The organism is Kordia sp., assembly GCF_022447245.1.
Classification (GTDB): domain Bacteria; phylum Bacteroidota; class Bacteroidia; order Flavobacteriales; family Flavobacteriaceae; genus Kordia.
The window spans coordinates 1-23,019 of record NZ_JAKVBC010000022.1 but is presented as its reverse complement, the minus strand read 5'-3'; the positions used below and the strand labels follow the sequence as shown (position 1 = coordinate 23,019).

The 23,019-nt window shown below is 36.8% G+C and carries 12 protein-coding genes, 3 tRNA genes and 1 pseudogene; 1 reads left to right on the top strand and 15 read right to left on the bottom strand.

Annotation, left to right across the window (positions count from 1 at the left end; translation table 11 throughout):
* Positions 1-19: 19 nt before the first annotated feature.
* The gene (locus MK119_RS15085; RefSeq protein WP_290680277.1) at positions 20-7,129 is read right to left on the bottom strand and encodes a gliding motility-associated C-terminal domain-containing protein; all 7,110 of its coding nucleotides are present in this window, start codon (positions 7,127-7,129) and stop codon (positions 20-22) included.
* A 112-nt stretch (positions 7,130-7,241) separates the two neighbouring features.
* Positions 7,242-7,691, bottom strand: coding sequence for a hypothetical protein (locus MK119_RS15080; RefSeq protein ID WP_290680274.1), 450 nt, complete (start codon positions 7,689-7,691; stop codon positions 7,242-7,244).
* 284 nt (positions 7,692-7,975) lie between these two features.
* Between MK119_RS15080 and MK119_RS15075 the strand changes: the two genes are divergently transcribed.
* Positions 7,976-9,562, top strand: a complete 1,587-nt coding sequence (locus tag MK119_RS15075; RefSeq protein ID WP_290680272.1) for a peptide chain release factor 3 — start codon at positions 7,976-7,978, stop codon at positions 9,560-9,562.
* Between the two features lie 222 nt (positions 9,563-9,784).
* On the opposite strand, the gene MK119_RS15070 is transcribed toward MK119_RS15075, so the two are convergent.
* The 13 genes and pseudogenes from MK119_RS15070 to MK119_RS15010 all read right to left on the bottom strand — a co-directional run bounded on the left by MK119_RS15070 (position 9,785) and on the right by MK119_RS15010 (position 22,933).
* Positions 9,785-10,093 carry a DUF3467 domain-containing protein gene (locus MK119_RS15070; RefSeq protein ID WP_290680270.1) on the bottom strand — a complete coding sequence of 103 codons (309 nt, stop codon included), beginning with the start codon at positions 10,091-10,093 and terminating at the stop codon, positions 9,785-9,787.
* Positions 10,094-10,096: 3 nt separating this feature from the next.
* Positions 10,097-14,394, bottom strand: a pseudogene (gene rpoC / locus MK119_RS15065) (DNA-directed RNA polymerase subunit beta').
* Positions 14,395-14,462: 68 nt separating this feature from the next.
* A complete protein-coding gene (gene rpoB / locus MK119_RS15060; protein ID WP_290680268.1) occupies positions 14,463-18,272 on the bottom strand; it encodes a DNA-directed RNA polymerase subunit beta in 3,810 nt (1,269 codons plus the stop codon).
* Positions 18,273-18,397: 125 nt separating this feature from the next.
* A complete protein-coding gene (gene rplL, locus MK119_RS15055; protein ID WP_290680266.1) occupies positions 18,398-18,772 on the bottom strand; it encodes a 50S ribosomal protein L7/L12 in 375 nt (124 codons plus the stop codon).
* Positions 18,773-18,836: 64 nt separating this feature from the next.
* Positions 18,837-19,358, bottom strand: a complete 522-nt coding sequence (gene rplJ, locus MK119_RS15050) for a 50S ribosomal protein L10 (RefSeq protein WP_290680265.1) — start codon at positions 19,356-19,358, stop codon at positions 18,837-18,839.
* A gap of 23 nt (positions 19,359-19,381) precedes the next feature.
* Positions 19,382-20,071, bottom strand: coding sequence for a 50S ribosomal protein L1 (gene rplA, locus MK119_RS15045; RefSeq protein ID WP_290680263.1), 690 nt, complete (start codon positions 20,069-20,071; stop codon positions 19,382-19,384).
* Between the two features lie 13 nt (positions 20,072-20,084).
* Positions 20,085-20,522 (bottom strand): 50S ribosomal protein L11, encoded by a 438-nt coding sequence (gene rplK / locus MK119_RS15040; RefSeq protein WP_046746307.1) that lies wholly within the window; start codon positions 20,520-20,522, stop codon positions 20,085-20,087.
* A gap of 74 nt (positions 20,523-20,596) precedes the next feature.
* Positions 20,597-21,148, bottom strand: coding sequence for a transcription termination/antitermination protein NusG (nusG, locus tag MK119_RS15035; RefSeq protein ID WP_290680259.1), 552 nt, complete (start codon positions 21,146-21,148; stop codon positions 20,597-20,599).
* Positions 21,149-21,171: 23 nt separating this feature from the next.
* Entirely contained in the window at positions 21,172-21,375 is a 204-nt protein-coding gene (gene secE / locus MK119_RS15030) for a preprotein translocase subunit SecE (RefSeq protein WP_290680257.1), read from the bottom strand.
* A gap of 16 nt (positions 21,376-21,391) precedes the next feature.
* Positions 21,392-21,464: transfer RNA gene (locus MK119_RS15025), tRNA-Trp, on the bottom strand.
* 67 nt (positions 21,465-21,531) lie between these two features.
* Positions 21,532-22,716, bottom strand: coding sequence for an elongation factor Tu (gene tuf, locus MK119_RS15020; RefSeq protein WP_290680255.1), 1,185 nt, complete (start codon positions 22,714-22,716; stop codon positions 21,532-21,534).
* Between the two features lie 59 nt (positions 22,717-22,775).
* Positions 22,776-22,847 (bottom strand) — tRNA-Thr (locus MK119_RS15015).
* A gap of 13 nt (positions 22,848-22,860) precedes the next feature.
* A tRNA-Gly gene (locus MK119_RS15010) sits at positions 22,861-22,933 on the bottom strand.
* Positions 22,934-23,019: the final 86 nt, after the last annotated feature.

The window sequence follows — 23,019 nt, the reverse complement described above, 5'->3', positions numbered from 1 at the left end:
GTATGTACGCTTGTATTGTTTATCGTTGTATGTATAAATAACCGGCTCTACTCTTATTAACACCGTTGGCTACATAATCAACAACGTAATAATATGTTCCTACTGGTAATAGTTTGTTTTTCTGAATTGTTACTCGACCGTTTGATATACCTGTAAAATAGTTTCCATTTTGACCATATCCTTTTGTCTCGTACACTAGAACTCCCCATCTGTTATAGATACGTACTTGGTTGTCTGGAAATAATTCAATGTTTCTTATTGTGAACACATCGTTATCTCCATCTCCGTTTGGCGTCACCGCATTGAAGATTTCCAAGTCATCTTCTGACGTTGATGAATTGTTTGGCTCAAGGTAATCTGGCGTACCATTATCATTTGCATCTGTAGCATCACTGCTATCTCCATCTCCATTTGGATCAGGGTTTTCATCAGATGTTGGAAGTCCGTCACCATCGTCATCAGTATCTCTATAATCTTGATCTTCTGTTCCGTCTGTATCAGGTAAATCATCTGTTGGATCATCTACTGAAGCTCCATTTGGATCTCCATATCCACCTAAGTCACCGTCATAAGCATCATCTACACCATCATTATCAACATCTTCTCCTGATGGTACTACATCTGGCACTCCATCTCCATCATAATCATGACCTTCTACACTGTCTAGTGCTCCGTCGTTATCACTATCTGTATCAGTGTAATCTGGATTATCAGTTCCATCTGTATTTACTGGATCAATTCCTTCTCCTGATCCTGGTGAATCTTCATAAGCATCATCTAGTCCGTTACCATCTGCATCGTTTCCACTTGGTGGAATATATCCATCTGTAGTTTGACCTTCAACGTTATCTAAGATACCATCGTCATCACTATCTTGATCTAAGTAATCAGGAATCATATCTCCATCTGTATCAACTGGCATTGTTGGATCGTTTCCTGCTTCTACTGTATCAATAATTCCATCATCATCACTATCGATATCTAAGAAATCAGCAATTCCATCTGCATCAGTATCTTGAGTTCCCTCTACTTCATTTGGTATTCCGTCTCCATCACAGTCACCTTCTAACCATTCTGTACTTTGCGCTACAGAGATATCATCTCCATTTAAGTCACATGGATCATTTGGATCTGTTGGTGTTCCTCCGTTTGGTGGATTCAATTCGTCTGCGTTTGTTACTCCATCTCCATCACAATCTGCTGCTAAGTAATCGCCAGAAGGTGTTACTGAGATATCGTCTACATTAGAATCACATGAATCGTTTGGATCGGTTGGCGTTCCGCCGTTTGGTGGATTTAACTCATCTCCATTTGTTACTCCGTCTCCATCACAGTCTGCTGCTAACCAGTCTCCTGATTGAGTTACTGAAATATCATCTACATTAGTATCACATGGATCGTTCGGATCTGTTGGTGTTCCGCCGTTTGGTGGATTCAATTCGTCTCCGTTGGTTACTCCGTCTCCATCACAGTCTGCTGCTAACCAGTCTCCTGATTGAGTTACAGAAATATCATCTACATTAGTATCACATGGATCGTTCGGATCTGTTGGTGTTCCGCCGTTTGGTGGATTCAATTCGTCTCCGTTGGTTACTCCGTCTCCATCACAGTCTGCTGCTAACCAGTCTCCTGATTGAGTTACAGAAATATCATCTACATTAGTATCACATGGATCGTTCGGATCTGTTGGTGTTCCGCCGTTTGGTGGATTCAATACGTCTCCGTTGGTTACTCCGTCTCCATCACAGTCGGCCATTGGATCAGAAGTACAAATATCATTATCTGTTATTGTTACTATTCCACTTGGGTCAGTGTTACTTGTGTTCCCACTTGTTACGGTTCCGTTTACTGTAAAACTTTCGTCTGCTTCATCTAAAACGTCATCAGTAATTGGAATTGATACATCTACCGTAGTCTGACCTGCTGGGATCGTCGCTGTGACTGTTGTCGTGGTATAATCATCTGGATTGGTTGCACTGTTATCTACCGTAGTGATACTCACTACTGTATCTACACTAGATGGATTGTCAATATTTACCGCTACACTTGCGCTGCCTGCATCTTCTGCTACCGTTACATCTCCTACGCTCATTGCTACTAACGGATTCACAACTAGATTTGCATCTTGTGAATCTAAAAGTATACATGAGTTTTCGCTATGTGTAATGATTAATTGATAATCATATCCATTGTAAGAACTTGGTACATTTGTTAAGGTTAATGTATTTGAATTAAATCCTGAATAAGTTGGATTTGTTCCTGCAACTGTAATATCTGACCAAGTTGCTCCATTGTCCGTACTTTCTTGCCATTGGTATATAATGTTGACTGAAGAATCTGTGGCTGGTAGAACTGTGTAATTTGGTGTTCCAGAAGCAAATGTAGTTGTTGATTGCGAACTTGCTGCTGCTGTGAATATAACATTCTCTCCTTCAAATATTGTTTGAGTTGTTAGAGGATCTGTTGTAATTGCTGCTTGTGTAGCAGTTGTTACATTTTCATTTGTTGCTTGTGGACTTCCCGTATTAGTCGGAACTCCAGTTGTTGCATTTACTGTACCTTCATCATTATCAGCTAAGTTATTGCTTGATGTTAAATCTGAAGTAGTAAAGTTACCAGCTCCTTCAATTGCATCATAACATCCATCATTATCACTATCAACATCTAGATAATCTGGAATCGTATCTCCATCTGTATCTATTATCCAACATATAATAACCAAACCATTTCCTCCAGCATTGGAAGAATTTGTTCCTGCCACTCCCACACCGCTTATGTAATCTGGGTCTGAAACATTAGGAGGCAAATTTATTGTACCATCTGCTGTAAATTGGATACTAGAGACTATTGCTGAAGGATTTACAAATCCGCTTCCTCCATTGGCTGCGGCTCGATTATTATCACAAGTACCATAAACACTTGAATAGTTAGCTACCAAAGTTTGGGTTCTATTTCCTCCTTCATAGCCTCCTCCTCCTCCTGAGAAATGAGCAGTAGTTGGTAACGGTGTACACGAAGAACTTGGAAAGTCATCACTTGCACCTCTCATTGTAGCTTCGCCTCCAGAAGAAAGACTATTTCCGTTATTACCTTGTGCCCCTTCATCAGGTAATCCTCCACTATTTTCATAGCCAGCTCCTCCTCCTGCAATAATTAATGCTCTTGAATTATCAGTTTCAAGTACGGTTGTATTTCCAATAAAGACCCCTGACAAACCTCCTCCTTGATCATGTCCTGAAATTGAACCAAAGCCATAAACTGCAGCGGGGGAAAACTCGTCTGGTCTCCCATTGAAATTACCTCCTGCTCCCACAACTACTGAGATTTGATTTCCAGGTATAACTACTGAACTATCAAACCTTGCATAGGTATATCCTCCGACACCAGCATATCCACCAGTTCCGACAATTTCATGTCCTCCTCCAGCTCCCCATACCTTTACTTGCATCCCAATAGCATTTGCTGGTATAGTAACGACTTGGTCTGAACCAGTATAAGTAAACACAGTGCAAGAAGAAAATTCATTAGTATTTAATATACCATCATTGTCATCATCTAAATCACAACCATCCGGCACTAAATCTCCATCGCTATCCACTGCATCATCAAAACCATTACATATATCATTTACATTTAAAACTCGATCTCCATCATCATCACATTGCCCATCTGTCATAGAAGCATCTTGTGAGTTCCCTGCAGTTTGACCTGTTGTTGTGTTTACATTATTAGGCACTCCAGTTGCTGGATCAACTGTACCATCAAGCATATCATTTACATCTACAGCAGAAGCTAAAATATTATCTCCTCCTTCAAGTGCATCTGGACATCCATCATTATCACTATCTGTATCTAAATAATCAGGTATTGTATCACCATCCGTATCAACAACAGGACAAGAATCAAAGGACATTTCTAATACATCTGTTCCATTTCCATCTAAACCTTCTCCTGTTACTTGGAATATTAACGTTGTTACTGCTCCGTATATTTGGATACTACCTGCAGCTGTACCAAGTCCGCCTGCAAGGTCTGCATTTCCTGAAAGCACAATAGGTGATCCTGGTCCTAAACTTCTACTAGGATCTCGATAGAATTGTTTTGAATTTACTATTAATTGTGTGTTTCCAGAAATTTTCGCCATCGTAAGATTCGCATTTTGAAGTGTCCACAATGAAGTATTTGACACATAATTCCCTGGAGTTACTTGTGTATTTCCTCCTAATCTATCTATATGAATTATAGGATTGTATACCGGATTCGTATATGTTATTGTTACTGTCCCAGCAACTCTATCATTTGCGGCTGCTTCTCCTGGTTCGGATGAATCATCCCAAGTAACTGAAAACTCTAAAGAATTGGATCCCTCTACAATAGCATCGGAGAAAAAAGAATCTGTAGTCATAGTCCCGTTTGGAGCATACGTAATTACTCCACCAGAAGGAATTGTACTTCCAAAAGAAATTCCGTTAGTCCCTGCTGTGTTTGTGTAAGGATTAGTTCCTGACCAAGTTCCTGAAGTTATATCACGAGTCGTACATACATTTTCTTTATCATCTATAATTCCGTCATTATCATTATCTATATCAATATTATCTGTAGCACCATCACCATCTGTATCAACAGAAGTCGTGCTTGAGCAAACTGCTGGTGGTGTAACTGTAACACCTAGTAATTGACATGTCCCATCTGCGCTGTCTGTAACAGTAAATGCAATATCACCTCCAGAAATCGGGAATGGTCCAAATTGTTCTGGGATATCATATGAAATACCTGACCTAGTGATATCTCCTGAAACACTATAAGTTGTTCCTAGGAAGTTTCCTGTAGGGCTAATGTAAAATGTGAAAGTATCATCTGAATTATCAAACGGAGTTCCGTTATCATTACAAAAAACTGATGTCACTGAAGCTGAATCTAATACACAGAAGTTACAAGCCGCTGAATTACCTGCATTTGTTACAGCTGTATTTGTACCTGTGTAACCGCCTTGTCCAGTTACTCTACCATTAGCTGGATCTACGGTTACAGGTGAGTTTCCTAAAACTCCGTCATTATCACCATCAGTATGCCCTGCTTCTAATGCATCTGCACAACCATCACCATCACTATCTGGATCTAGTGAATCTATTATTCCATCACTATCTGTATCTAAGCTTGCACATACGCCCATAAAGTTTAAAGTACAAAAATCTGCATCTTGGTGATTGAGTATACCATCGCTATCTGCGTCTCCGCTAGGATCATCTGTTAAACAACTAAATGGATTTGTTACTATTGTATTTACTAGTACATTATCCGATTGTGAAAATGTCGTTGTATCTGTAGGCGAACCAAAAGTTCTATTTATTGTTAAAACACCGTCAATGAAAATACGATATGAATTCCCTTGAATCCCATCTCCGAACGTATCTGTTATTGAAAAGAAATAATTTCCATTTTCTGTGACTGTTACATCTTGAGAAACAGTTATATTACCCGCAGTATACGTACCTGCAGGTTGACTAGCAATAGTAGTTCCTCTTAGCGATAACGACCAACCTACTTCTGTGGAAAACTGATCCAAGTCTATTTCTACTCGTATCACAGAATCTAGATTTACCGCAATAGGATCTGTACCACATAATTCTTGTGTATCTAAAATTCCATCATTATCGTCATCTTGATCCGTAAGGTCATCTATTCCATCACCATCACTATCTAGTATCACTATCAAATTATCACTATCTGTATTACCTAAGCCTACAGCCTGAGTATTTGAAAAATCTGCAACCGCAGAAGGTATGACATTTACATAGGTCCCTAGGGTTGTTGATGTAACATCAAACGAGAGTGTACACGAAGCACCTGGAGCCAAATCAAATCCACTCATTGAAACCGACGATGCTCCTGCAACAGCATTAATAGTTGCTCCACATGAAGATGAAGCATTTGGCGTGCTTGCCACTACCATCCCTGCAGGCAGTTGATCTGCAATTGAATTATTCGTTAAGGCAACTCCAACGGAAGGATTAAATACAGAAATTTCTACTGTAGAAGTTCCTCCTACACCAATTACTTCTGGTGCTATTGTCTTCGTCACAATTGGTTGAGAAATTTCATTTGAGATTACAAAAACTCCTCCCCAAATACCTTCATTAGCACTTCCTAGATTAACATTTGCAGTTGTTGCCCCGTTAGGAACACTTCCTGATGCATCAAAAACATCAATATCTAGCGCCCAACTATAACTGAAGTTTGGATCTCTATTTGACATACTTACCCCAAAATCAGAAATAGAACCATTCAATGTATTATCTGATGGATTTAGCGCATTAGACAGAGCAGTTCCATTAACATCAACAAAATCTCCTGTTTGGTCTTGTTCTCCATCCATAGCAAAATATCCTACATGCGTTTGAAAACTTCCCGAAGCAGGCGTATCTAACCCTGTAACTGTAAATACATCATTTGCTCCAAAACCAAAAAATCGAAACCCATCCCATACATTAACTCTTCTAGCAATTTCAGTATCTGAGCTATACACTACCACTAAAGTCCAACCTCCGTGAGGCCCTGTAAATGCATTCCCAGTTATTAAAGCTATATCTGCCACATAATAATCTCCAGAGCCTGCCGCTTGCACCAAAGATGTTACATCTGCGAAAGCCATGAATGTATTCCACCCTGCGAATTGCGTACTTTCTAAGTTTCGTACTATAGCGTTTACTGTATTATATGTACCACTACTAGGCGTTCTAAATTTTACTTCATCCATGCTAAGACCTGCTGGAGCAGCAGTGGCACCTGCAAATGTAGAACTATTGACTCCTCCCCAATACAATCCAGCAAATTCTACAGTAGCTCCTGCTGGGATAGATAGGTTAGACCTACTAGAATTCACAGTGGTAGCATCACTATCTGCATCATAATACCCCATTTGCAAACCATTGTTTGTAACTGGAGTTCCAGGACATCCTGAAGCACAGTCTACATTAGTATTACCTATCATTGTAAAATTACCACGTATATTTTGTGCAAAACGCTCCTCATAATTTCTAGTGGTTCCTGAAATTTGAGCATTCACACTAAATACTGCTAGTAAAGCAGGTAATATTAACATCAATACTTTAGAAGTAATATTTTTCATAATCATGAAACTTTATTTTGTAGATATGCAAGCTTAATCTTTGAGCTAACTAATAGAAAAGGACTATAGTTTGCTGCCTCTTCTTTTAGTACCGTATTTATACTCAACAAGATTAACCTTGTGTTTTATCAAATTTTGGTTGTTTTCTAGTTTTATTTATTATGTTTTCTAACCCATTATCATTATGAACTAATGAAATCGAAGTATTTATATAAGGTTTAGGAACCATATTAACATCAAAGGTTAGCCTTCCACTACTGATGTAATAGAAAGTTGTTTTTTTGGTATTAGTTGACGTGAATTGTCTTTTAGAATTGTCTAAGTTTTTTGTAAAATGAGAAACTATCTTTTTAAAAAATATAACTCCATCAAAAATCACCTTATTTATTTTAAGGTTTTGTACATCAAAAACTGTTATTTCTTGTGCATTTGAAGCTTGTGTTTGCAGCATACAAAACCACAAAACAAAAATGAAGAAAAGTTTTTTAGGAATACATAATATGTTAGAAGTGCTAGTTGAGACTGGCAATCCCAACAGCACATTAATAGTAATGTTATTCATTCGAGTACGTTTAAGGCAGCTAAAGGAATTCCGCTTAAAATTCCCTTAACATATTTTAACAAATATATTGACTGACATAACTTTTACGTGGCAGTACGTATTAAAGGATTTGTATTTTCGTTAAAATGTAAGGTTTTTTCGTTCAATCGTTTTACGCATTTTTTTTAACACAAACACTTCATTTTTAGTAAGAAAAAGCTATTAAGATTACAAAAGATGCAGTTATTTTTTGGACTTTTTTGATTTAAAAATGATATTTTTGAACCCTATTTTAAACACTTCAAATGAGCATACAACAAGAAATAAATAAGCGAAGAACTTTTGGTATTATTTCACATCCAGATGCTGGAAAAACTACGTTAACTGAAAAGTTACTTCTCTTTGGTGGGGCGATTCAAGAAGCTGGAGCCGTAAAGAATAATAAAATCAAAAAAGGCGCTACGAGTGACTTCATGGAAATTGAACGCCAAAGAGGAATTTCTGTGGCAACTTCCGTATTAGCTTTTATATATAAAAATAAGAAAATAAATATTCTAGATACTCCTGGACACAAGGATTTTGCTGAAGATACTTTCCGTACCTTAAGTGCTGTAGACAGTGTAATTGTTGTTATTGATGTTGCAAAAGGTGTAGAGGAACAAACAGAAAAATTGGTAGAAGTTTGTCGTATGCGCAAGATTCCAATTATTGTTTTTATTAATAAGTTGGATAGAGAAGGAAAAGATGCTTTTGATTTGCTTGATGAAGTAGAGCAAAAACTCGGTTTGCGTGTTACGCCTTTGAGTTTTCCTATTGGAATGGGATATGACTTTAAAGGAATTTACAATATCTGGGAAAAGAATATCAATTTATTTTCAGGAGAAAACAAGCAAACCATCTCAGAAGCTATTCAATTTGAAGATGTTAACAATCCAGAATTAGAAAATTATATTGGCGAAAGTGCCGCAGAAACACTCCGAGATGAGCTTGAATTGGTGTATGAAGTGTACCCTGATTTTGATAGAGAAGCGTATTTAAATAGTGAGCTACAACCTGTTTTTTTTGGTTCTGCCTTGAACAATTTTGGAGTGCGAGAATTACTAGATTGCTTTGTAGATATTGCTCCAAGTCCACTCCCAAAAATGTCTGATATCCGTTTGGTAGAGCCAGATGAGAATAAGTTTTCAGGTTTTGTATTTAAGATTCACGCTAATATGGATCCTAAACACAGAGATAGACTTGCATTTATAAAAATTGTTTCGGGAGTTTTTAAAAGAAATACACCTTATTTACATGTACGATTAGATAAAAAACTAAAATTTTCAAGTCCAAATGCTTTTTTTGCTGAGAAAAAGCAAATTGTTGATGAATCTTTCCCTGGCGATATTGTGGGATTGCACGATACAGGAAATTTCAAAATTGGAGACACTTTAACTGCTGGAGAAAAACTGAATTATAAAGGTGTACCGAGCTTTTCACCTGAGCATTTTAGATACATCAACAATGCTGACCCAATGAAATCCAAGCAGTTATACAAAGGAATTAATCAGTTGATGGATGAAGGAGTTGCGCAATTATTTACCTTAGATTTAAACGGCAGAAAAGTTATTGGAACTGTTGGAGCGCTGCAATATGAAGTTATTCAATATAGATTGGAGCATGAATATGGAGCGAAATGTTCGTATGAAAATTTGAATGTTCACAAAGCTTGCTGGGTAGAGATTGATGATGAAAAAGATCCTGAGTTTTTAGATTTTAAACGTGTAAAACAGAAATTTTTAGCACGTGACAAGGAGAATAAACTTGTTTTCTTGGCAGATTCTTCTTTTTCACTGCAGATGACTCAGCAAAAATATCCTAAAATTAAATTCCACTTTACGAGTGAATTCTAATACGTAAAAGATTAAAATAATCATTTAAAAGACTTTTAACGAATGTATATAGAAAAGACGTCAAATTATATTAATGTCTTTTTTTTATTCATTAAACAGAAACTATGGATTCAAACTTTAGTGAAGCTATAATTAAATATTATTTTAATAATACTATCTATAGATTTTAAATATACTGGAATAAATAAAAAAACCTCAATTCGAAAATTGAGGTTTTTGCTTTTAAGCTTTTCCAGTTGGTCCGAAATTCATCGGAATTGGAGCTTGTTCAAATTCTTTGATTTGTCCATGAGCTTTTTCAAAACGTTGTATATTTTCACCTAATGCTTTCATTAATCGTTTTGCATGTTGTGGTGTCAATACAATTCTAGATTTTACTTTTGCCTTTGGTCTTCCTGGCATAATATTTACAAAATCTACTACAAACTCAGTCGCTGAGTGATTGATGATTGCAAGATTGGAATAGGTTCCTTCTGCAGTTTCTTCATCCAACTCAATATTGATTTGTTTTTCGTTTGCTTTATCGTTCATGTATTAAAAGTTTATTTCATGTTTAGCAGCCATGATTTCATTGTATTCTTCTTTTGAACCTACAATAATATCATCGTACTTACGCATTCCTGTTCCTGCTGGGATTTTATGTCCAACAATTACATTTTCCTTTAATCCTTCTAATGAGTCTACCTTACCACTTACTGCTGCTTCGTTCAGTACTTTTGTAGTTTCCTGGAACGATGCTGCTGAGATAAATGATTTCGTTTGTAACGAAGCTCTTGTAATACCTTGTAAGATTGGAGTTGCCGTTGCCGGAACTACATCTCTTGCAGATACTAATTGCTTATCAGCTCTTCTTAATACAGAATTCTCATCTCTCAATTCTCTTGGAGAAACAATTTGTCCTGGCTTAAAGTTTTCTGAATCACCTGCGTCTTCTACTACTTTTTGACCGTAAAGATTGTCGTTCTCTCTAATAAAGTCAGACTTGTGAATTAATTGGTTTTCTAGGAAGATTGTATCTCCTGGGTCACCAATTCTTACTTTACGCATCATTTGACGAACAATTACCTCAAAGTGCTTATCATTAATTTTTACCCCTTGTAAACGATATACTTCTTGTACCTCATTTACTAAGTACTGTTGTACTGCAGATGGTCCTTTGATATTTAAGATGTCGTTTGGAGTAATAGATCCATCAGAAAGTGGCATACCTGCTCTTACATAATCGTTCTCTTGTACTAAGATTTGGTTTGAAAGTTTTACTAAATACTTTCTAATATCACCAAATTTAGACTCTACAATAATCTCACGGTTACCTCTTTTTATTTTACCGAAAGAAACAACACCATCAATCTCAGATACAACCGCTGGATTAGAAGGATTACGTGCTTCAAACAATTCTGTTACACGTGGCAAACCTCCTGTAATATCTCCAGATTTTGCAGACTTACGAGGTATTTTCACTAAAATTTTACCAACTTTAATCTTTTCATTATCGTCTACCATTAAGTGAGAACCTACTGGTAAGTTGTATGAACGTTGTACTTCTCCTTTATTATTTAAAATTTGAAGGGTTGGAATTAATTTTTTATTTCTTGATTCAGAAATTACTTTTTCTTGGAATCCAGTTTGCTCATCAATCTCTACTTGGTATGTAACACCTTGCTCGATATTTTCGTACTGAATCTTTCCTGCAAATTCAGAGATGATCACACCGTTATATGGATCCCATTGACAGATTGCTTGATTTTTCGCAATTTTATCACCATCTTTTACAAAGATAGATGAACCATAAGGAATATTATTTGTACTTAAGGTAATTCCTGTTTTAGGATCAATTACTTTAATTTCAGAAGTACGAGAAATTACGATTTCAGACATTTTACCTTCTGCATTTTCTCCATGTACTGTTTTCAATTCTTCAATTTCTGCTACACCAGCAAATTTTGCATTTAGTGTATTTTCATCAGAAATACTAGAAGCAACACCTCCCATGTGGAATGTACGAAGCGTTAACTGCGTACCTGGCTCACCAATTGACTGTGCAGCAACAACTCCAACAGCTTCTCCGATTTGAACCATTTTGTTTGTAGAAAGGTTACGTCCGTAACATTTAGCACAAATTCCTTTTGGAGCTTCACAAGTTAATGGCGAACGTACTTCAACCGATTCTACTGGTGAATCTTCAATGCTTGCGCAATTTCTTCTGAGATTTCTTGTCCTGCAGCTACTAAAATTTCTTCTGTTAATGGATTGTATACATCGTGTAAAGAAACTCTACCTAAGATACGTTCTTTTAACTGCTCTACTACATCTTCATTCTTCTTTAATGCTGTTACTTCAACACCTCTTAATGTTTCACAATCGTCAATATTAACAATAACATCTTGAGAAACGTCTACTAAACGACGGGTTAAGTATCCTGCATCGGCTGTTTTTAATGCGGTATCGGCCAAACCTTTACGAGCACCGTGCGTAGAGATAAAGTATTCTAAGATCGATAATCCTTCTTTAAAGTTAGAAAGAATCGGGTTCTCAATAATTTCTCCACCACCTGCAGTCGATTTTTTCGGCTTTGCCATTAATCCACGCATACCTGTTAACTGACGAATCTGCTCTTTCGAACCACGGGCTCCAGAATCAAGCATCATGTACACAGAGTTAAATCCTTGTTGATCTTCACTAATATGCTTCATCGATAATTCTGTCAAGCTTGCGTTTGTAGTTGTCCAGATATCAATTACCTGATTATAACGTTCGTTATTGGTAATTAATCCCATGTTATAGTTCATGGTAATTCCATCAACTTTTCCATTAGCTTGGTCAATCAACGATTGCTTTTCTTCTGGAATAATAATATCTCCTAAACTGAATGATAATCCACCTCTAAAGGCAAATCCATATCCAAGACTTTTAATATCATCTAAGAAAGCAGATGTTGTTGGAATATCTGTCACTTTCAAGATTCCTCCAATGATACTACGCAACGATTTTTTCGTTAATACTTCATTGATAAATCCTGCTTGTGGTGGCACTTTTTCGTTGAAAAGTACACGCCCAACAGTTGTTTCTATAATTTGCGGAACTAACTCTCCTGCTTCATTAAAGTCGTTTGCTCTAATTTTGATAGAAGCGTTTAGTTCTACTTTTTTCTCATTGTAAGCCATTACTACTTCCTCTGCAGAGTAGAATGTTAAACCTTCTCCAACAATTTTCTTTTCTGGAGTCGATTTACGCAACTTCGTCATATAGTATAAACCTAATACCATATCCTGAGAAGGTACTGTAATTGGCGAACCATTTGCTGGGTTCAGAATGTTTTGAGAAGCTAACATTAACAATTGTGCTTCTAAGATTGCTTCTGGCCCTAACGGTAAATGCACCGCCATCTGGTCACCATCGAAATCGGCGTTAAAGGCAGTACACGCTAATGGGTGTAACTGAATCGCTTTTCCTTCGATAAGTTTAGGCTGGAATGCTTGAATACCTAATCTGTGAAGCGTAGGAGCACGATTTAGTAATACAGGATGTCCTTTAATTACATTATCTAAGATATCCCATACTACAGGCTCTTTTTTATCAATAATCTTCTTCGCAGATTTTACAGTTTTTACAATACCTCTTTCAATTAACTTACGAATTACAAAAGGCTTGTATAATTCTGCTGCCATGTTCTTTGGCAATCCACATTCGTATAATTTTAATTCTGGACCTACAACAATTACCGAACGAGCAGAATAATCCACACGTTTTCCAAGTAAGTTTTGACGGAAACGCCCTTGCTTACCTTTTAGAGAATCAGATAATGATTTTAATGGTCTGTTAGAATCTGTTTTTACTGCTGATGATTTACGCGTGTTATCGAATAATGAATCTACAGATTCTTGAAGCATACGCTTCTCGTTACGTAAGATTACTTCAGGAGCTTTGATCTCCATTAATCTTTTTAAACGATTGTTTCTGATGATTACTCTACGGTATAAATCATTTAAGTCAGACGTAGCAAAACGACCACCATCTAACGGTACTAACGGACGTAATTCTGGCGGAATTACAGGAATTACTTTCATGATCATCCACTCAGGGCGGTTTTCACGATTTTTGTTCGCATCACGTAAAGATTCAACAACTTGTAAACGCTTTAACGCTTCCGTTTTACGTTGTTTAGATGTTTCGTTATTTGCTTTGTGTCTTAGTTGGAATGATAATTCATCTAAATCAATTCTTGATAATAGCTCAATTAAACACTCAGCACCCATCTTAGCGATAAACTTATTAGGGTCAGTATCGTCTAAGTATAAGTTTTCTTGTGGGAGAGATTCAAGAATATTTAAGTATTCTTCTTCCGTTAAGAAATCCATTTTTTGAACTGGTTCTCCAGCTTCATTTTTAGCATCACCTGGTTGAATTACTACATAACGTTCGTAGTAAATAATCATATCTAATTTCTTAGATGGTAATCCTAAAAGGTAACCTATTTTGTTTGGTAAAGAACGGAAATACCAAATGTGTGCTACTGGCACTACTAAGTTGATATGACCAACTCTGTCTCTACGTACTTTCTTTTCTGTTACTTCAACACCACATCTATCACAAACGATTCCTTTGTATCGAATTCTCTTGTATTTACCACAAGCACATTCGTAATCCTTTACAGGACCAAAAATACGCTCACAGAATAATCCGTCACGCTCTGGTTTGTGTGTACGATAGTTAATTGTTTCAGGCTTTAGCACTTCTCCTTTAGAAGCTGCTAAAATAGACTCTGGAGAGGCTAACCCTATTGAGATTTTATTAAATCTCTTTACAGTATTCTTATCTTTATTTCTTGCCATACTAATGGTTGATAATGAATTATGTGTAATTCTTAGCCGTGCCATCATAGACCGCACGGCAATTTAATTTATTCTTCTAATCTGATGTCTAATCCAAGACCTTTCAATTCATGCATTAATACATTGAATGATTCTGGTAATCCTGGTTCTGGCATTGGCTCTCCTTTTACGATTGCTTCGTATGTTTTAGCTCTACCAATAACATCATCAGATTTTACAGTCAGTATTTCTCTAAGTGTACTAGATGCTCCATATGCTTCTAGTGCCCAAACTTCCATTTCTCCAAAACGCTGACCTCCAAATTGTGCTTTACCACCTAATGGCTGTTGCGTAATTAACGAGTATGGTCCAATTGAACGTGCGTGCATCTTATCATCTACCATGTGACCAAGTTTCAGCATGTAGATAATACCTACTGTAGCTGGCTGATCAAAACGCTCTCCTGTTCCACCATCATAAAGATATGTGTGTCCAAATCTTGGAATTCCTGCTTCATCAGTAATTTCATTGATCTGCTCTAAAGAAGCACCATCAAAGATTGGCGTTGCATACTTACGATCTAGTTTTTCTCCTGCCCATCCTAATACCGTTTCATAAATCTGACCGATATTCATACGAGATGGTACACCTAATGGATTCAATACAATATCAACTGGCGTTCCATCTTCTAAGAATGGCATATCTTCTTGACGGACGATACGTGCAACGATACCTTTGTTACCGTGACGACCTGCCATCTTATCTCCTACTTTTAGTTTACGCTTTTTAGCGATGTAAACTTTAGCAAGTTTTAAGATTCCCGCTGGTAATTCATCTCCAACTGAGATTGTAAATTTATCTCTTCTTAATGCTCCTTGAAGGTCATTAAGTTTGATTTTATAGTTGTGTACTAAATCTGCAACAGCTCTGTTTGTATCATCATCCGTAGTCCAAGTTCCTCCTGTTAAGTGTGCATAATCTTCAACAGCATTTAACATTTTTAGCGTGAACTTCTTTCCTTTTGGCAATACTTCTTCTCCAAGATCATTTTGAACTCCTTGCGAAGTTTTTCCATTTACAATTGTAAATAACTTATCGATTAAGATTCCTCTCAACTCTTCAAATTTAGAAGCATATTCCAATTCTAAAGTTGCGATTTCTTCTTTATCTTTAGCTCTCTTACGCTTGTCTTTGATTGCTCTTGAGAATAATTTTTTATTAATTACAACTCCATGTAAAGATGGTGAGGCTTTTAACGAAGCATCTTTTACATCACCTGCTTTATCACCAAAGATTGCACGTAATAATTTTTCTTCTGGAGTAGGATCTGATTCTCCTTTTGGCGTAATTTTACCAATAAGAATATCACCAGGTTTTACCTCGGCTCCAATTCTAATCATTCCGTTTTCATCCAAGTCTTTTGTAGCCTCTTCAGAAACATTTGGAATGTCGTTAGTTAATTCTTCAGCTCCTAATTTTGTATCTCTTACATCCATTGAGTATTCATCAATGTGAATAGAGGTAAATACATCTTCACGAACAACTCTTTCAGAAATCACAATCGCATCCTCAAAGTTATATCCTTTCCAAGGCATGAAGGCAACTTTCATGTTACGTCCAAGTGCCAATTCTCCTTTTTGTGTTGCGTATCCTTCACAAAGTACTTGTCCTTTTTTAACTCTGTCACCTCTTCTTACAATTGGCTTTAAGTTGATAGATGTACTTTGGTTTGTTTTACGGAATTTGATTAAGTTATATGTTTTTGAATCTCCATCAAAACTCACCAATCTTTCTTCATCCGTACGATCGTACTTGATTGTAATTTTATTAGCATCTACATATTCTACCAATCCATCGCCTTCAGCATTTACTAATACTCTTGAATCAGAAGCAACTTGACGTTCTAATCCTGTTCCTACGATTGGAGATTGTGGACGTAATAAAGGTACTGCTTGACGCATCATGTTTGATCCCATCAAGGCACGGTTTGCATCATCATGCTCCAAGAATGGAATTAACGATGCGGAGATAGAAGCAATCTGGTTTGGTGCAACGTCTGTATATTGAATTTCAGATGGAGAAACCACTGGGAAATCTCCTTCTTCACGAGCAATAACTTTATCTACACTAATTGTTCCATCTTCTGTAAGTGGAATGTTTGCTTGAGCAATTTTCATTCCTTCTTCTTCCTCAGCACTTAAGTACGAGAATTTGTTAATATCTACTTTACCATCTTCAACCTTACGATATGGAGTTTCTAAGAATCCCATAGAGTTTACTTTCGCAAATACCCCAAGAGATGAAATTAATCCAATGTTTGGTCCTTCTGGTGTTTCAATTGGACATAAACGCCCATAATGTGTATAGTGAACGTCACGAACCTCGAAACCTGCTCTTTCTCGTGAAAGTCCTCCAGGTCCTAAAGCCGATAAACGACGCTTGTGTGTAATCTCAGCTAATGGATTCGTTTGATCCATGAATTGCGACAACTGATTCGTTCCGAAGAATGAATTAATTACAGATGATAAAGTCTTTGCATTGATCAAATCGATTGGTGTAAATACTTCATTATCTCTAACGTTCATACGCTCACGGATTGTTCTTGCCATACGTGCAAGACCAACTCCGAATTGTTGTGCTAATTGCTCTCCTACTGTACGAACACGTCTGTTAGATAAGTGATCAATATCATCAATTTCTGCTTTCGAGTTAATCAACTCAATTAAGTACTTGATGATGGTGATGATATCTTCTTTTGTTAAGACTTGCTTATCCATATCGATATTCAATCCTAACTTTTTGTTCATACGGTAACGACCTACTCCACCAAGGTTGTAACGTTGGTCAGAGAAGAATAATTTATCAATAATACCACGTGCAGTTTCCTCATCTGGCGGTTCTGCATTACGAAGTTGACGATAAATATGCTCTACAGCTTCTTTTTCAGAGTTTGTAGGGTCTTTTTGTAATGTATTATGGATAATCGCATAATCACCAGCTTGATTTTCTTCTTTGTGTAAAAGAATCATTTTTACACCAGCTTCTACGATTTCTTCTATGTGTTCTTTTTCTAAGATAGTATCACGATCTAATACAATTTCGTTACGCTCGATTGATACTACTTCTCCTGTATCCTCATCTACGAAGTCTTCATGCCATGTGTTTAATACACGCGCAGCTAACTTACGTCCAAGAACTTTTTTAAGTCCACTTTTAGAAACTTTCACTTCTTCAGCAAGATCAAATATTTCTAGAATATCTTTATCACTTTCAAAACCGATAGCTCTAAATAATGTAGTTACAGGTAATTTTTTCTTTCTATCAATATATGCGTACATCACGCTATTGATATCTGTTGCAAATTCTATCCAAGAACCTTTGAAAGGAATTACTCTGGCAGAATAAAGCTTAGTTCCATTTGCATGGAAAGATTGTCCAAAAAAGACTCCTGGCGAACGGTGTAACTGTGAAACTACTACACGTTCAGCTCCATTAATACAGAAAGTTCCACTTGGAGTCATGTAAGGAATTGTACCTAAATATACATCTTGTACTATTGTTTCAAAGTCTTCATGCTCTGGATCTGTACAGTATAATTTTAAACGTGCTTTTAACGGGACACTATACGTTAATCCTCTTTCGATACATTCTTGAATATTGTATCGTGGTGGGTCGACGAAGTAATCAAGGAATTCTAATACGAATTGATTACGCGTGTCTGTAATTGGAAAGTTTTCTTGGAAGGTGTTGTATAATCCTTCTTCGCCACGCTCTTCAGATTTCGTTTCTAATTGGAAGAAATCTTGGAATGATTTGATTTGAATATCTAAGAAATCTGGATATTCCGGTGTGTGTTTTGCCGAGGCGAAATTTAATCTTTCAGTCTGATTTATGAACATCAATGGACAATATTATGATTAAAATAAAATAAAATAAAACGTATTCACGCTTATATGCACAAAAGGGTTTAGGTCTTAGGGGACTATCCCAAAGACCTAAACCAAGTTTTTATAGCTTGGTAAGCTTACTTAAGCTCAACCTCTGCTCCTGCTTCTTCTAAAGCTGCTTTAAGACCTTCAGCCTCATCTTTAGATACTCCTTCTTTGATTGGAGCTGGTGCTGAATCAACTACACCTTTAGCGTCTTTAAGACCTAAACCAGTTAATTCTTTTACTAATTTAACTACTGCTAATTTAGATCCTCCTGGAGCTTTTAAGATTACGTCAAATTCAGTCTTCTCATCTTCTCCACCGGCGTCAGCAGTAGGTCCAGCTTGAACTACAGCAGCAGCTGCAGCAGGCTCAATACCGTACTCTTCTTTTAATATATCTGCTAATTCGTTAACTTCTTTTACTGTTAAGTTAACTAATTGTTCTGCGAATTCTTTTAAATCTGCCATTTTCTATCGTTTTAAAATAATGTTTTTGTTAAATATTTGTTTTGTTAAGTGCGTACTTTTTGAATTATCTTTCAGATAATGTTTTTAAGATACCAGCTAATTTTCCTCCTCCAGACTGAAGAGCAGAAACAACATTCTTAGCAGGAGACTGTAATAATCCAACAATTTCTCCAATAAGCTCTTCTCTAGATTTGATATCAACTAATACATCTAATTGATCGTCTCCAACGTAAACCGCAGATTCAATGAAAGCACCTTTTAAAAGTGGCTTATCAGCTTTTTGCTTTTTTCTGAACTCTTTGATTAATTTCGCAGGAGCATTTCCCGTTTCTGATAACATCAATGAAGTGTTTCCTTTTAATACTTCAGGAAGTTCTCCAAAGTCTTTATCAGAAGCTTCCATTGCTTTAGCAAGCAATGTATTCTTGATTACTGCAAGTTTAATATTACCTTTAAAACAAGCTCTACGTAAAGCTGAAGTTGCATCAGCATTTAAACCAGAGATATCTGTTAAGTAAATATTTGTATTTTCAGCTAACTGTGCAGTTAATTCTTCTATTACTACTGATTTTTCTTCTTTAGTCATGATAAAATCTTTTTAACTACCAATTAAACTGTTTTTGGATCAACAGCTACACTTGGGCTCATAGTACTAGACATATAAATACTTTTAATGTATGTACCTTTTGCCGCAGTTGGCTTTAATTTGATTAATGTTTGTAATAATTCAGCTGCGTTCCCTTCTAATTTTTCAGGAGAGAATGATGCTTTACCAATTGCTGCATGAACGATTCCAGTTTTATCAACTTTGAAGTCAATTTTACCAGCTTTCACTTCTCTTACAGCTTTTGCAACATCCATAGTTACAGTACCAGTTTTTGGGTTTGGCATTAATCCTCTTGGCCCTAAAATTCTACCTAAAGGCCCTAACTTACCCATTACACTTGGCATAGTGATGATTACATCAACATCTGTCCATCCTCCTTTAATTTTTTGAAGGAACTCATCTAATCCAACAAAGTCAGCTCCTGCTTCTGTAGCTTCTGCTTCCTTGTCTGGAGTTACTAATGCTAAAACTTTTACATCCTTACCTGTTCCGTGAGGTAATGTTACCACACCACGAACCATTTGATTTGCTTTACGTGGATCAACACCTAATCGTACAGCAATATCAACAGACGCGTCAAATTTTACATTTGTGATTTCTTTTACTAAGCTTGATGCCTCTGCAATAGAATATAATTTATTTCTATCTACTTTAGCCAAAGCCTCTTTATGCTTCTTTGTTACTCGTGCCATTTGTTCTTACGATTTAAAAAGGTTTATCACCTGATACTGTTAATCCCATTGATCTTGCAGTACCTGCAACCATACTCATAGCTGACTCAACTGTAAATGCATTCAAATCTTGCATTTTGTCTTCAGCAATTGCTTTTACTTGTTCCCAAGTAACGCTTGCTACTTTCTTTCGGTTAGGCTCACCTGATCCTTTTTTAATCTTTGCCGCTTCCATAAGCTGAACTGCCGCTGGCGCTGTTTTCACTACAAAGTCAAATGATTTATCTTTGTATACAGAAATAACAACTGGAACTACCTTACCTTGTTTATCTTGCGTTCTAGCATTAAACTGCTTACAGAACTCCATGATATTAACTCCGGCAGCACCTAAAGCGGGTCCAACCGGTGGCGACGGATTCGCTGCACCTCCCCTAACTTGTAGCTTTACTACTTTACTTAATTCTTTTGCCATTTTCTTGTTTTTGATTTCGCAACACTTTTTTGTTTGGAAGCTAAAAAGTGTTACTTATATATAACATGTAACAATTATATTTTCTCTACTTGCATGTAACTTAACTCTAATGGTGTTTTTCTTCCAAAAATTTTAACCATTACTTCTAACTTACGTTTTTCTTCGTTGACCTTCTCAACTGTTCCATTAAACCCATTGAAAGGGCCATCAATTACTTTAACTGTTTCTCCTAGCGTGAATGGAATAGCAACATTATCTGTTTTCACTGCTAATTCATCTACCTTCCCTAACATTCTATTCACCTCTGATTGCCTTAAAGGAACAGGATCTCCTCCTTTTACTTCTCCTAAAAAACCTATTACATTTGTAACTGATTTTATTACGTGAGATACTTCACCAGCCAAATTAGCTTTCACCATTATGTACCCTGGAAAGTACACTCTTTCTTTATTTATTTTTTTTCCATTACGGATTTGAATTACTTTTTCCGTTGGAACTAAAACTTCCTCAACATAATCTTCCAAACCAAGTCTAACGATTTCACTTTCGATATACGTTTTAACCTTGTTCTCCTGCCCACTGACAGCTCTCACAACATACCACTTCTTTACATTAGAATCCGCCATAACTAACTTTGTTTTTGAGGTGATTAAACATTTCCTAACACTAGATCATATACAAAACCTAACACCTTTGCAAAGACAGTATCAACTCCCCAAATAGCTAATGAGAAAATTATAGAAAAAACAGCTACTACAATTGTTAAGCGTTGCGCTTCAGCCCAAGGCGTCCATGTAACATTTGTTCTTAATTCTTCGAAAGATTCTTTTACGTAATTTACTATACCAGCCATATTGCGATTTTATTAGCACGGGTTGAGAGGCTCGAACTCCCGACACCTGGTTTTGGAGACCAGTGCTCTACCAACTGAGCTAAACCCGTATTCTATAAAAAGGCGTCCCGAAAAGAACGGGACACCCTCTATATTTATTAATTATTGCTTCTTAAATTATAAGATTTCAGTTACCTGACCTGCACCAACAGTTCTACCACCTTCACGGATTGCAAAACGTAATCCAACGTTCATTGCAATTGCGTTGATTAAGTCAACAGTAATTGTCAAGTTATCGCCTGGCATTACCATCTCAACACCTTCAGGTAAGTTAATAGTTCCTGTTACGTCAGTTGTACGTACGTAAAACTGAGGACGGTAGTTATTGTGGAATGGAGTGTGACGCCCACCTTCCTCTTTCTTCAATACATACACCTCAGCTTTAAACTTACTATGTGGAGTTACAGAACCAGGCTTACAGATTACCATACCTCTTTTGATTTCAGTTTTATCAATACCTCTTAATAAGATACCTACGTTATCTCCCGCTTCTCCTCTATCTAAGATCTTACGGAACATCTCAACTCCTGTAATAGTTGACTTTAACTTCTCAGCACCCATACCAATGATATCAACTTCATCACCTGTGTTAGCTACACCAGTTTCAATACGACCTGTTGCAACAGTACGACGACCTGTAATAGAGAATAGATCTTCATTTGGCATTAAGAAATCCTTATCAACATCTCTTTTTGGTAACTCAATCCAGTTATCAACAGCTTCCATTAATTCTAATACTGTATCAACCCATTGCTTCTCACCATTTAAAGCTCCTAAAGCAGATCCTTGGATAACTGGTCCATTATCACCATCATACTTATAGAAAGAAAGTAAATCTCTTACCTCCATATCAACAAGCTCTAATAATTCCTCATCATCTACCATATCACATTTGTTCAAGAATACTACAATTCTTGGAACTCCAACCTGACGTCCTAATAGGATGTGCTCACGAGTTTGTGGCATTGGTCCATCTGTAGCAGCAACTACTAAGATAGCTCCATCCATTTGAGCAGCTCCAGTTACCATGTTCTTTACGTAATCGGCGTGACCTGGACAGTCAACGTGTGCATAGTGACGATTTGCAGTTTGGTATTCTACGTGAGAAGTATTAATAGTAATACCTCTTTCTTTTTCTTCAGGAGCATTATCGATAGTATCGAAATCTCTTGCTTCAGAAAGACCAGCATCAGCTAATACTTTAGTAATAGCAGCTGTTAAAGTAGTTTTACCGTGATCTACGTGTCCAATAGTACCAATATTTAAGTGCGGTTTGGAACGATCAAAAGTTTCCTTTGCCATGATTTAATAATTTTTTAATCTTAGTTATATATTAGTGTTCAATTTATATACATTCTATGAGCCAATGACGGGATTTGAACCCGTGACCTCTTCCTTACCAAGGAAACACTCTACCCCTGAGCTACATCGGCAAGAAATATATAGAGCGAGAGACCGGGTTCGAACCGGCGACATTCAGCTTGGAAGGCTGACGCTCTACCAACTGAGCTACTCTCGCTTTTATTTAGTGGGGAGAGCAGGATTCGAACCTGCGAAGGTAAAAACCAACAGATTTACAGTCTGTCCTCGTTGGCCGCTTGAGTA

Bases quoted from the DNA above. Each gene is read 5' to 3' on its own strand.
- MK119_RS15075 (WP_290680272.1), top strand. From the start codon at position 7,976: ATGAGCATACAACAAGAAATAAATAAGCGAAGAACTTTTGGTATTATT.
- secE (WP_290680257.1), bottom strand. From the start codon at position 21,375: ATGGCTGGTATAGTAAATTACGTAAAAGAATCTTTCGAAGAATTAAGA.
- rplJ (WP_290680265.1), bottom strand. From the start codon at position 19,358: ATGACTAAAGAAGAAAAATCAGTAGTAATAGAAGAATTAACTGCACAG.
- rplA (WP_290680263.1), bottom strand. From the start codon at position 20,071: ATGGCACGAGTAACAAAGAAGCATAAAGAGGCTTTGGCTAAAGTAGAT.
- MK119_RS15070 (WP_290680270.1), bottom strand. From the start codon at position 10,093: ATGAACGATAAAGCAAACGAAAAACAAATCAATATTGAGTTGGATGAA.
- rplL (WP_290680266.1), bottom strand. From the start codon at position 18,772: ATGGCAGATTTAAAAGAATTCGCAGAACAATTAGTTAACTTAACAGTA.
- rpoB (WP_290680268.1), bottom strand. From the start codon at position 18,272: ATGTTCATAAATCAGACTGAAAGATTAAATTTCGCCTCGGCAAAACAC.
- rplK (WP_046746307.1), bottom strand. From the start codon at position 20,522: ATGGCAAAAGAATTAAGTAAAGTAGTAAAGCTACAAGTTAGGGGAGGT.
- nusG (WP_290680259.1), bottom strand. From the start codon at position 21,148: ATGGCGGATTCTAATGTAAAGAAGTGGTATGTTGTGAGAGCTGTCAGT.
- tuf (WP_290680255.1), bottom strand. From the start codon at position 22,716: ATGGCAAAGGAAACTTTTGATCGTTCCAAACCGCACTTAAATATTGGT.
- MK119_RS15080 (WP_290680274.1), bottom strand. From the start codon at position 7,691: ATGAATAACATTACTATTAATGTGCTGTTGGGATTGCCAGTCTCAACT.
- MK119_RS15085 (WP_290680277.1), bottom strand. From the start codon at position 7,129: ATGAAAAATATTACTTCTAAAGTATTGATGTTAATATTACCTGCTTTA.